Source organism: Paenibacillus oenotherae, assembly GCF_019443105.1.
Lineage (GTDB): Bacteria > Bacillota > Bacilli > Paenibacillales > Paenibacillaceae > Paenibacillus_Z > Paenibacillus_Z oenotherae.
This window is the reverse complement of record NZ_JAHZIJ010000005.1, coordinates 309156-321657: the sequence shown is the minus strand read 5'-3', so window position 1 is coordinate 321657 and position 12502 is coordinate 309156. Positions and strand designations below refer to the sequence as shown.

Annotated in this window: 12 protein-coding genes; 9 read left to right on the top strand and 3 right to left on the bottom strand. The window is 49.3% G+C overall.

Translation table 11 applies throughout. The features are described from left to right. The 7 genes from K0T92_RS10540 to trhA all read left to right on the top strand — a co-directional run. Positions 1-944: RHS repeat-associated core domain-containing protein (locus tag K0T92_RS10540; RefSeq protein WP_219872412.1), on the top strand; the 944-nt coding region annotated here is incomplete at its 5' end. Between the two features lie 24 nt (positions 945-968). Further along, entirely contained in the window at positions 969-1616 is a 648-nt protein-coding gene (locus K0T92_RS10535) for a hypothetical protein (protein WP_219872411.1), read from the top strand. Positions 1617-1810: 194 nt separating this feature from the next. Beyond that, a complete protein-coding gene (locus K0T92_RS25630; protein ID WP_246628052.1) occupies positions 1811-2008 on the top strand; it encodes a hypothetical protein in 198 nt (65 codons plus the stop codon). 129 nt (positions 2009-2137) lie between these two features. Continuing rightward, positions 2138-2581, top strand: coding sequence for an RHS repeat-associated core domain-containing protein (locus tag K0T92_RS24985; RefSeq protein ID WP_343223687.1), 444 nt, complete (start codon positions 2138-2140; stop codon positions 2579-2581). A gap of 6 nt (positions 2582-2587) precedes the next feature. Further along, positions 2588-2701 carry a ParB N-terminal domain-containing protein gene (locus tag K0T92_RS25625; RefSeq protein ID WP_219872435.1) on the top strand — a complete coding sequence of 38 codons (114 nt, stop codon included), beginning with the start codon at positions 2588-2590 and terminating at the stop codon, positions 2699-2701. Further along, complete coding sequence (locus K0T92_RS10520; protein WP_219872410.1) at positions 2702-3244, top strand: hypothetical protein; 543 nt, start codon at positions 2702-2704, stop codon at positions 3242-3244. Between the two features lie 79 nt (positions 3245-3323). Further along, positions 3324-3965, top strand: coding sequence for a PAQR family membrane homeostasis protein TrhA (trhA, locus tag K0T92_RS10515; RefSeq protein ID WP_219872409.1), 642 nt, complete (start codon positions 3324-3326; stop codon positions 3963-3965). Between the two features lie 126 nt (positions 3966-4091). On the opposite strand, the gene K0T92_RS10510 is transcribed toward trhA, so the two are convergent. Next, positions 4092-4814 carry an amino acid ABC transporter ATP-binding protein gene (locus K0T92_RS10510; RefSeq protein WP_219872408.1) on the bottom strand — a complete coding sequence of 241 codons (723 nt, stop codon included), beginning with the start codon at positions 4812-4814 and terminating at the stop codon, positions 4092-4094. Beyond that, the gene (locus tag K0T92_RS10505; protein WP_246628051.1) at positions 4807-6255 is read right to left on the bottom strand and encodes an ABC transporter substrate-binding protein/permease; all 1449 of its coding nucleotides are present in this window, start codon (positions 6253-6255) and stop codon (positions 4807-4809) included. Before K0T92_RS10505 ends, K0T92_RS10510 begins: the two co-directional genes overlap by 8 nt. A gap of 166 nt (positions 6256-6421) precedes the next feature. Between K0T92_RS10505 and K0T92_RS10500 the strand changes: the two genes are divergently transcribed. Next, complete coding sequence (locus tag K0T92_RS10500; protein ID WP_219872407.1) at positions 6422-7033, top strand: DUF2087 domain-containing protein; 612 nt, start codon at positions 6422-6424, stop codon at positions 7031-7033. A gap of 955 nt (positions 7034-7988) precedes the next feature. Here the strand turns inward: K0T92_RS10500 and K0T92_RS10495 are convergent. Continuing rightward, positions 7989-9869: a GGDEF domain-containing protein gene (locus K0T92_RS10495; protein WP_219872406.1), complete on the bottom strand. Its 1881-nt coding sequence runs from the start codon at positions 9867-9869 to the stop codon at positions 7989-7991. A gap of 252 nt (positions 9870-10121) precedes the next feature. Here K0T92_RS10495 and K0T92_RS10490 point away from each other — a divergent pair, with 252 nt between their 5' ends. Next, positions 10122-12428, top strand: a complete 2307-nt coding sequence (locus tag K0T92_RS10490; RefSeq protein ID WP_219872405.1) for an ATP-dependent DNA helicase — start codon at positions 10122-10124, stop codon at positions 12426-12428. Positions 12429-12502: the final 74 nt, after the last annotated feature.

Here is a 12502-nt window from a genome sequence, read left to right as displayed (position 1 = left end):
CGGGCAATACGAGTGTGAACCGGTACACGTATGATCTATGGGGCAACCCGCTCACGACCACCGAGGGTGTAGAGAATCCATTCCGCTATTCGGGGGAAATGTGGGATCAGAGCGCAGGCCTGCAATACTTGCGGGCAAGATGGTATGACCCGAGCATGGGGCGGTTTATTAGTAAGGATACGTATGAGGGGCAGATTGATAATCCGCTGACGATGAATTTGTATACGTATGTGCATAATAATCCGTTAATATTCACTGATCCGTCAGGGCATATGTATGAAAATTTAACTGAAGCAGAAGAAGATCGGATTGCATCGCTTCAGTCTTCATTTTATCTCGCTAAAGCTAAGCATGATATAGCCGGTATGCAAAGCTATCACGATCAGGCTGTTGCGATTAGACTTGCAAGCGGTGAATATGAAGTAGTTTACAGGACGAATTATACTACAGGTAAAAAAGATCCTATCGAAGGTACACTCGGAGGGGTTACTGAAGATTGGCTATCATTATCACTGGCAGTGCCTGCTTTGGCGGCTGGTATTATGTATGCTCCTGCCTTAATTTCATCGGGGCTAGCTGCGGCAGATGTTGCTACAATAGGGACAACTAGTGGAACAATTATTGGGGGAGCTTCTGTAGCAGTACAGACAGGTGTTAAATACTACCAGGTTACTTCAAAAGCAGCGGCTAAAGAAATAATGGAAGCGGGTGTTTTAACGGGATCTAAACAAGAAGCTGGTCAGGTTTTCGTATTTACACAAAAACCTACTCTTGCTCAGGCTAAACTATCTGGAGCTAGATCTTTTGAAACGGTAATTGAATTTGAGGTGAAAACAGGTAGTTTTTGGGCGATTGATGGTTCAATATATGGGAAATTGACGGAAATAGCTAGAAAAGCAGATGGCCCAGTTCAAATTACGAATGTGAAGGAAGTGGGTTACTGAACACTATTATAAAGGAGGGTAAGTATGATAAAGATCCATTCAATTTCAGTAAAGAATTTAAACATCAGTTGCACAGCAACTATTTTTAATATGAGATCCATAAAGGAAGAGATTGCAGGATTTACTTACTCTTTTATTCCCGGAAAAGTGTACGGCCTTATTGGCAAGGCGGGTATGGGAGCTTGGGCAATTTCTTATGTATTAGCAGGAAACAGCAGCGCTTATTCCGGGAGCATCTCTATCAATGGTATTGAGGCAGACACAACTATTTTAAGAGAGAATGGTTGGTATGTCGGAGAGCAATTGAAGAGAAGAGGCTTATTGGGGATGAGTAAAAGCCTTTCGGTATTACAGGAACTGGAGCGGGGAAAGCAGAACGCTGAATCTATTAATAACTGGATACAACAATTAGAATTATCACCGACCCGTTTAAATAGGCCCATAGAAAACATTAGTAATGAGAGATGGAATGCATCGGTAGCAATTGGGCTTGCACAGGGGAAAAGTTTGTTCTGTTTCCCGTGGTTTGACCAAGAGTGGAAAGAATTATTGAGAGTTAGACTGGCAACTTGTGCTGAACTTTTAAAGAAACAAGGTTGTATTATGATAATTCCTTCGGATAGCCCATTGGTTATTGAAAGATTTGTGGATGAATTTATTTATTTAAAATAAGTCGATTTTGTATGCTAGTGGTTTGATAGATTATATGATTTAATGAAGCCTTCAGATCTACTTTCCAAAGTAGTTTTGGAGGTTTCATTATTCTTATACAAGAATACGACACCAACACAGTTAAGCTGACCCATAAGAAAGCCAACAACGTAGAGATCAATTCCTTCAACTACGATTATGATGGAAAAGGGAATTTGACGAACCAATCTCTAAGTTTGAACGGGCAAAGCAACAACTATAGTTACAGTTACGATCCCTTGAACCGGATAGCCACCTCGTCCCAGTTCAATGGGACGTATGCTTACAATAACCGGGGCAACCGCTTGTCCCTGCAGAGTGATAAAGCGCGAGAAATTCCAGCGGGGGAGACGAACTACACGTATGATGCGTAGAATCGATTAACGCAGGTTGCCAAGCCTGGAGGCGGACAAGTAAGCTATAGGTACAACGGTGACGGACTGCTTTATGAACGGACAGAGAACAGCACGACCGTTCGCTACTACTATGATGGCGATCAGGTAGTGGCAGAAGGAATTGTCGCCAGTGGCAGCGTTACAATGAAGGTGCAGTACATTCGGGGCAAAGGATTGATTGCTCGCAAGGATGCGAACGGGAAGAATTACTACCTGCATAATGGTCATGGTGATGTGATTGAGCTTCGGGACAGCACGGGCAATACAAGTGTGAACCGGTACACGTATGATCTGTGGGGCAATCCGCTCACGACTACCGAAAGTGTATCGAACCCATTCCGCTATTCGGGGGAAATGTGGGATCAGAGCGCAGGCCTGCAATACTTGCGGGCAAGATGGTATGATCCGAGCATGGGGCGGTTTATTAGCAAGGATACGTATGAGGGGCAGATTGATAATCCGCTTAGTCAGAATCTTTATACGTATGTAGAAAATAATCCTTTGATTTATACTGATCCTTCAGGAAATAAATTAGAAAAGGACAGTAGATAAGAACCGATAGATGTAAAAATTCTTGAAGATGGAACTTTTCAAATAGTCAATGGACATCACAGATGGTGGGCAGCAAAGCAGGTGGGAATAACTACTGTACCTGTAAAGGTGGTCAATTAAATGGGGATAGAGAGTTTCTATGTGAATTTACTGCCTGAAAATATAACTCGTGTTCAGGTAGAAAGTGAGTTTAGTAATATTGGATATATCGGTGATGCGAACGTTACTATATCAGAGTTTGTGAATGCTTTAAGTACTGAGGAAATAGATTGTAACCCTTTAAATCAACATGAATATATTTTGAATGATTCTTTATATCTAACGATTCATTCGGAAGATCTCTTTGTGAAGGAAATAGCACTGGAAGGTTGTTTTTCATGGTATGAAAATTGCGCAAAGGAAATGTATCGAGTAGCGATACTGATTAACAACCGTATTTTAAATGTTAAACTGAATTTTCCGAATAACAGGATTCTGATCATTCCTCCTGACGAACAAGCTTTTTGTCAATTAATTTACGAGAGGTATCGTCTGAAATACGAGGGTTTTATAGAGACCTACGGACAAATCGAAGTTAAATGTCTTCCGAGGAATTATTTCTACTCATTCATTGAAAAAAAATCTTCAAAGAATATCTTTGGGAAAATTTTCAAAAGAAGATGATTTTACTGCGACTCCACGTGACCAGAAGGTGGTCTCAACCACAGCAATAAGGTACACTTGGAACAAGGAGGTGTGCCGGATGGCTGCTACACATATCTACACCAAGCGTGAGGAAATCGCCAACGCTGCTACGCATGGTATCGGGGCTGCATTAAGCGTGGCTGCTCTCGTGCTGCTTGTTGTATCGGCAAGTATGAAAGGTAGTGCTTTGTATACCATCAGCTTTATTGTCTACGGTGTTACCATGCTGCTGCTCTATCTGTGCTCGACGCTTGTGCATAGCTTTCCTGAGGGAAAAGTGAAGGATATCTTCGAGATTATGGATCATTCGGCCATTTATTTGTTTATTGCGGGCACTTACACGCCGATATTATTCCATGTGGTGGAAGGCACGCTGGGCTGGGTGCTGTTCGGCATCGTCTGGGGAATTGCTGTAACAGGCGTGGTGTTTAAGGCATTTTATACGAAAAAGTTTCTGTTCACCTCCACCATTCTGTATATCTTAATGGGCTGGATCATTGTGTTCGCATGGAAGCCGCTTGTTACGAATATGAATGGAATCGGCCTTGTGCTGCTCATTATCGGGGGCGGCTGCTACACGGTCGGAACGGTGTTCTACATGTGGCGCGGGTTCCCGTACCATCATGCGGTATGGCATCTGTTCGTACTGGCAGGGAGCATCTTTCAATTCTTCTCCATTCTCTTATATGTAATGCCGTAACACCTCAGCAGCAGCAAAAGGGCAGCCCTGATAACATCGCGAAGACCGGATCATGCGGTCTGCAGATGTTCTCAAGAGCTGCCCTTTACAATTGTTGCTTAAGTCGCCCTAATTGAATTGCCCCGGCTACAGCACCTTCTCCAGAAAACGGGCAGCACGCTCGTGCTGAGGCCGGGTGAAGAAACGTTCAGGCTCGGCTTTCTCGACCAGACGACCGCCATCCAGGAAGTAGATCGTATCGGCTGCTTCTCTGGCAAAATTCATCTCATGCGTCACTATGAGCATCGTCATCCCGGTGGAGGCCAGGTCGCGGATAACGGCGAGCACCTCCTTGACCATCTCGGGATCGAGTGCGGAGGTCGGCTCATCGAACAGCATAATATCCGGGTCCATGGCCAGACTGCGTGCAATTGCAACACGCTGCTTCTGTCCGCCGGACAGCTTGGACGGATAGGCATCAGCCTTATCTCTTAGTCCGACCCGTTCCAGCAGCACCTTCCCCTTGGAGCGGGCCTCCTCCGCTGTTAGTCCTTTCACTTTGACAGGGGCGAAAGCCAGATTCTCGATAACCGTCATATGCGGGAACAGATGAAAATGCTGGAAAACCATGCCGATGCCCTGCCGCACCTTCGTGATGTCCGTCTTCTTGTCGGTAATATCCGCGCCGTTAATTGTAATGCGACCGCTTGTCGGCACCTCCAGCAGATTCAGGCAGCGCAGGAAGGTGGACTTGCCTGAGCCGGACGGCCCGATGACCGCTACAACCTCTCCGCTCTCGATTGTGGTGGATATATCGTGCAGCACCTCTTGCTTGCCGAATGTTTTGGACAGATGCTCTACATTAATCACTGCGGCGCAGCCTCCTTTCAAGTACACGGGCCAATGAGGTTAGAATGAGCACCAGCACATAATAGATTACCCCTACGAACAGCAAAGCTTCGAATGCTCTGTACGTATTCGCCTGAACGACCGTCGCTCTTCGCATCAAGTCCTGAACGCCGATGACGGAGACCAGCGACGATTCTTTGAGGAGGGCAACGCATTCGTTGACCAGTGCAGGCAGAATGTTCTTGACCGCTTGCGGGAAGATGATGCTGATCATCATTGTCCGGTAAGGGATGCCGAGCGCCATGGCAGCTTCGCGCTGTCCGCGGTCAACCGCCATAATGCCGGCACGAATCGTCTCCGACAGATAAGCGGCGGAATTAAGGCCGAATGCCAGTCCGGCGGCCAATAGCGGCGAGATGTCATAATCCAGCAGCTGCGGTGTGGCGAAGTAAATGAGGAACAGCTGAAGCAGCAGCGGAGTGCCGCGGAACACGGACGTATATGCCGTAGCGAACCATTGGAGCGGCCGGACATGCGAGATTTTGAACAGAGAGAGAATGGCCCCCCACACAAAGCCGAATAAAGCGGACACGAGCGTGAACAGCAATGTAACGTAGATACCCTTCATCATGTAGTTCATATAGTCGCGCAGAATAGTGAAGTCCAGATTAAGCCCTCCTGCTGGGCCTGTTGTCGCCATTATGCTGTCGAACCATTTCGTAACGATTGCCTCTTTCTCTCCGCTTGCTTCAAGCTCCTGCAGCGCCTCATTGAACTCGTCGACCAAGGGAGAGCCTTTGGGAAAAGCAACTGAATACCCTTGATCCTCATCACCATCACCGGAGGGGATCATCGTGAACTTGAGATCGGGATTCGCTGTTGTATTGCCCAGAGCTACGGCATCCTCGACGATGGCGGCATCGATCCGTCCGGATTTGATCTCTTGAATCATATCCGGAATTTTATTCAGCTTCTTGATCTCAGCGTTCTTGATGCTCGCCGCAACTGTTTCTTGCGTTGAGCCCAGCTGGACGCCGATACGCTTGCCGGACAGCTCCTCCAATGTTCCGTAATTATGATTGGCCTTCGAGATGATCGTATTGCGCGCAACATAATACACCTTGGAGAAATCCACGCTCTGCTTGCGCTCATCTGTCACAGACATGGCAGACATGACAAAATCAACCCGGCCTGTCTGTAAAGCAGCGATCAGGCTGTTGAAGTCCATGCCGGAAATCTGGAGCTCATAACCCAGCTTGTCCGCAATCGCCTTGGCGATATCAATATCGAGACCGACGATCTCGCCGCTTCCTTTGGCATCTACGCTTTCATAAGGCGCATAGTCAGGGGAAGTGCCCATGACGATGGTTTTTTTAGCGCCCTCAGCGCTGCTGCTGGAGCCTGAGAATACTAGAAGTAATATGGCGACAACAATGATTGTACTCATCCTGGTATTGGTCATACAGGTAATATACCCAGAATATGAAATAACCTCACACACGGGCCCAGAGAATAGCGCGAAATTTCGACACGGAAAAGTAATTGACAAATGATTCCTGTTTGCACTATCATCTAATTAGTTAATTATCTAATTGTATATTTATCTAAATTAATGGAGGTGGTTCCGTATGCAGCTGGATAAGGTGGTCAATTACCATAAAGCGCTTGCGGATACGACGAGAATGCGGATGCTGATCCTGCTGGCTGACGGGGAGCATAACGGCGGAGAGCTGGCGGAGAAGCTGTGTATATCGCCTGCGACGGTTACACATCATGCGGCGAAGCTGCGAGAGGCCAGCTTAATTAATGAGCGGAGAGATAAGAACACGATTTATTTCACCTTGAACGATTATTTTGTGAAGAGCGGTTCCACGGCAGCGGTTGATTTGATCTATCGCAATGCGGCCGGTGTGAAGGAAGGGGATGGGGATGGAATGGAAGATAAGAACAAGCGGCTGAAGGATTCTGTGGTGAAAAATTTCTTCACTTCAGAGGGTAAGCTGAAGCATGTGCCCGCACAGCTCAAGAAGAAGCTTATCGTGCTGGAGGAGCTGGTGCTCCAGTTAGAGAAGGGGCGAAAGTACACGGAGAGGGAGCTTAATGCGTTCATTGGGCAGTTTCATGAGGATTACGCCACGATACGCAGAGAATTTATTATGCATCAATTCATGTTCAGGGAGAATGAGATCTACGAGTTGAATCCTTCGGAACTTTGGGCAAAATGGGAGGTTCTGTCCTGAGTCGGCGGGAGGTAGCTTGAACGAGGGAATGGTCCAACAGGAAGAGAAGCATCAAGACCGCCTGTACAAAGGGGGTCTTGATGCTTCTTTGTTATTATTCGGGGTCAGGCACATTATGCCTCCCATCGTGTGGAACAGCCTTCATTGTAAAGGCAAACGTGCAGGGCCCTTCAACTGGACGCCTGCCAATGTGTGATCCCGATAACGTGCGACTCTGTGAATTTTGGCTAACCTGCGATCCCGTGACCCCGTGACCCCGTGAACCAAACAACCCGTGACCCCGTGAACCCACGAACCCACGAGCCTGTGAACCCAACAACCCAACAACCCAACAACCCAACAACCCAACAACCCCGAACCCAGCAACTAGTGAACCTACAAACCTGCGAAAGAGCAGGCTTTTCCGCTGAAATCCGCCTATTTGATGATAAGCCTGCGAAAGTGCAGGTATTTCAGCCAATTATTACTCGTAGGGGGTTTAGACGGTACAAAAGATGCGCAATCGCAGGAATATTGGCGGTGAGGGCACAAAACAAAGCGAAAAGATGCGTAATTGCAGGAATACTTCAGCGCTCCCGAGACCAAGCGATCTGATGGGCCCCTGGCGTCCTGATGCCACCCGCTGTTCACTCGGTGGGGCCCATTGGGTCGCCCACTGGCCCACTGGCCTCCCGCTGGGCGTCCGGTGTCTCCCTGCGGAGCCGCTGGCCTAGCAACGGGTCACCGCCGACCTCCTGCTGTGCACCAGCCGTCCTGATGCTACCCGCTGTTCACTCGTTGGGCCCAGTGGTTGACCCGCTGGGCCCGCTGGGCGTCCGATCCCTCCCTGCGGAGCCACTGGCCCACTGGCCCACTGGCCCACTGGCCTCCCGCAGGCTTCCCGCCCGGCCCTCCAGCCTATCCAACCGGCGCCCTCCCGCCGGTCACCTGGGGGAACTCGGCGCCCACCAAGAGGCTATTCATTCGCGCATACGCGGTTTCTGCCCATTGACTTGGCCTTGTACAGATTCTGATCTGCCAGATCAATAATGGCGCGATGATTCGTATCCGGTCCGGGTTGGATGGTGGCAACGCCGATGCTTACGGTGACATGGTCGGCTGCGAGTGATTTGCTATGCGGAATGTGAAGATCCCGAATAGCAGTGCACAGGATTTGTGCCATTGCGAGCGCATTCTCTTTGTTGCAGCTTGGCAGCACGACAGCAAATTCCTCTCCGCCGTAGCGGGCGGCCAAGCCTTGGTGCGGTGAGAGGCTGGCTTTGATCGCACGCGCGACTTCCTGCAAGCAGTGATCCCCTTGGATGTGCCCATTGGCATCGTTGTACAGCTTGAAGTAATCGATATCAATTAATAGAAGCGTAAGTGGTGTGTTCTTCTTCGCGCAGTGTAACAACTGGTTGCTGAGATACTCGTCAAAATGTCTGCGGTTCGATACATTGGTAAGTCCATCCACAAGAGACCATTCCTGCAGCTGGCGATTCAGCTCCTCCAGCTTCTTGTTGGACTCTTCGATGACGAGTGTGCGCTCACGCACTTTCTTGTCGAGACTTTCATTCAATTCGGTCAACTGCTGGGCAAGTTGCTCCGCCATATTGAAGGAAGTGGAAAGTTTCCTCGACAGGACGAGCGAGAAGCAGACGATAAAGGTCGCGACCCCGAGAGAGTGAAAGCTTTGCCATGAATGCCGCTGCAGAACAAAGCCAGATAGATCGAATAATGAAGTTAATACGAACGCTGAGAAGCCGACCAGTGCAAATATAGCGCCATCCCGCTTGTAGAAAATAGCCCGAATCATTAAATAGATGGCATAGACAAAGGAGATTACGATGAAGATCTGATAGTAAAGCAGGATCAGATAGTACACGTTTGCTGTTACTGCGATTGTAACGATGGCATAGATGGCCGCCAATATGACGGAAATCTTGCTGAATAGGGCCGACGCTTCCGCTGGAAACAGCCGTTGAAGGAACAGTGCGAACAAAGGCACCATGGAATAGAGGCAGATATATTCGATTTTCATAGCGATTTCCCAAGGAAAGTCAGGGAATACCTTCGTGAAGAATACCTCTCCGACGAGCGTATTTCGCAGGGCGACAATGCTGCAGAATAGTCCAAAATAGAGCATGGATGTATCCTTGTTGCGGAAGAAGCTTAATCCGATATGATAGATGCCCGATAATAACAGAATGCCGAAAAGAATGAACTGCACCGCAAGATTGCGGTCATGGTTTTTCTGTATTGCAGGAGCCGGGCCGTAGAGAAGGGGCTCGAACATTCCCCCCGCATAGTTATGGTAGTTCGATATTTGGAGCACCAGTTGGACATTCCCGGATGGAGCATCAAAATAGATGACTCTTGTGTCCTTCTGGGGAATGCTTTGTTCCTTGCTTGCTCCGACATGACCGCTGACTGCCAGAAGCTGATTATTCACCCACAGGTTGTAATTGGAATACATCGGCGGCACCAGAATGCCCTTGGTTTGACTGGAGTGGGGAATCTTCATGTCCAGCACGAATGTTGCGAACCCGGTCAGAGGGAGGTTGCTTCCGTCTTCCGTTGTATATTTGTACCAATTGCTAGGCATCTCTATATATCCGGTCTGCTGGCCTCGGCCTGCAGGCACATCTCTTGGCTCAAGCAGCTGATTCCAGTAAAACGACCATTCGCCATTCAGCGCAAACAATGTAGTGTTATCCGCCGGCAGCTTGCTCAGATCCAACAATCCGGCAACCGCCTCAGGCTCTATGTCCAGCTCCTCGGACGGAGTGGTGCATCCCGCCAAGAGCATAAAGATAGCCATTAAAAGTGGAAAGGAAAGACAGGTACGCAGCTTCATATTTAGCCCCCTTTATTTCTGCTGTGGGAGGTTCTATAGGGATATCTTTACAAAATTCGACAGAGCTGCGCATTTCCCTCTAGGTCTGATAGGCTTCTAAACAATAATTATAGGAAAAATTATTCACTTCCAGTTTTCCAATTGTTTTTATATTTCAGGAAAATGCTATGAGGAGCTGTAAATGCGAACGTATGTGTGGTATTTTAGTTGATGAGAAGTATGTGACCATTCCAATTCAAGCGAGGAGCATATATGCCGGATTTGATCTCAATCTCCGTGAGAGCCTTGGTGGAATATGTGTATCGCAGCGGGGATATCGAAGCTGGATTCCGAACGTCGACTACGCTGACCGAGGGGACGAAAGCGCATCAGAGGATACAGAAGCAGTACAACGAGCAGGATGAGAAGGAAGTATATCTCTCGGCGGAGATGGACTGCGGCGGTCTTCGATTCATAATAGACGGACGCTGTGACGGCATTCTAATGACAGAGGCTGGCGTGACGATCGATGAGATCAAGTCAACGTCAATGAGCCTTGCGAATATAACGGCGGATCGGCATCCTGTCCACTGGGCACAGGCCAAGTGCTACGCTTATATGGCAGCCAAGGAGCGGGGGCTCGGCCATATTCATGTTCAGCTTACTTATGTGCATGCCGTCACCGGGGAACAGAAGCGCTTTGTTGCAGAGGCGGTCCTTGAAGAGCTGACAAGCTTCATGCAGGTGCTGGTAAAAGGCTATTATCCTTATGCCGAGCTGAGGACAAGACATGAGCGGGAGCGCGACAGAAGCGTGAAGAAGCTGGCATTTCCCTTCGAATCTTACAGGGAGGGCCAGCGCAAATTGGCTGGTGCTGTGTACCAATCCATTGCGGACGGACATAAGCTGTTCGCTAAAGCGCCGACAGGCATCGGCAAAACAATCTCGACCTTATTCCCCTCCATTAAAGCGATAGGCGAAGGGCTGCTGAAGCGGATCTTCTACCTGACAGCTAGGACGATTACGAGAACGGCGGCGGAAGAAGCTCTGGCGCTTATGCGTACAAAGGGGCTTCATCTGCATGCTGTGACGATAACGGCAAAGGAGAAGGCATGTCTGCAGGAGGAGATGAGATGCTCGAAGGAGCATTGTCCGTATGCGGACGGGTATTATGACCGTGTGAATGGAGCTATTCTCGATATGCTCTCGAACGAAACCTTGATGGGACGCGCGGTCATTGAGCAGTATGCGCGCAAGCATGTGGTGTGCCCCTTTGAATTTGCACTTGATGCCGCATACGCATCGGATGTCATGATAGGCGACTATAATTATATTTTTGACCCGCGGGTGAGCTTGAAGCGTCTGTTCGAGGAAGGGAAGCGGCAGTCGGTCCTGCTGATCGACGAAGCGCATAATTTGGTGGACCGGGCGCGAGAGATGTACTCCAGCGAGCTTAGAAAGTCCGACTTTCTGCTGCTGCAGCGGATGTTCAAAGGTGTTCACTCCTCCTTGTATCATGCTGCCAAGGGGATCAACGAAGGTTTTATCAAGCTGAGGAAGCAGCAAGGGGAGGCCAGGGAGCATGTGTCGAAGGAGCTGCCGGAACAGCTTGTCGGGCTTCTTGACAGCTTCATAGCGGAGGCAGAGCAGGAGCTTGCCGTCAAGGGAGCGGGCGGGGGGAATGAGCTTCTGCTCGATACGTATTATTCCGCTGCAAGCTTTGTCCGCATAGCCAAGCTGTACGACGAGCGTTATGTCACGATTACGGCATGCACGAAGAGCGAGGTGGAGGTCAAGCTGTACTGCCTGGACCCATCGCATCAGCTGCAGGTAATGGGCAAGGGGTACCGGTCGCATGTTCTGTTCTCGGCAACGCTATCTCCGCTCTCCTATTATATGGATGTGCTCGGCGGCGATCCCGAACGTGATTATTCGGTATCGATAGCCTCTCCCTTTTCCCGTGAGCAGCTGGAGGTATTCATACAACCGCTCTCTACCAGATACCAGGATCGCGAACGCTCGATGTCGCCCATTGTGGATCTTATCCGTGGACTGACGGGCAAGCGCCCCGGCAACTATCTGGTGTTCTTCCCCTCCTATGAATATATGAACCGGGTGTATGAGCTGCTGTCACAGACAGCGCAAGGAATGAGCACAATTATTCAGCGCTCGAACATGAGCGAGGAGGAGCGGGAGAGCTTTCTCTCTGCCTTCCAAGCTAATGGGGAGGGCGTGTTCGCGGGCTTTGCCGTCATGGGCGGCATGTTCTCGGAAGGCATTGACCTGGTTGGCGATCGGCTGAACGGGGTCATTATTGTAGGCGTCGGCCTGCCGCAGCTATGTCTGGAGCGCAATATTATTCGAGACTATTACAATGCGAGAGGCAAGAGCGGGTATGACTACGCTTATGTAATGCCGGGCATGAACAAGGTTCTGCAAGCAGGAGGACGATTGATTCGATCAGAGCATGATCGTGGAAGTCTGCTGCTTATCGATGATAGGTATCTGCAGCCGCAGTATCATCGTCTGCTGCCTGCGGAATGGCAGGGCTCCACAATTCTCCAGCCATCGGAGAGATAGGGGATGCCTGGGGATCCGTTTCCGGTAGGAGAAGCAGCAAGAACCTCCGACCCGCATTTGTGGTAGCGGCAGCT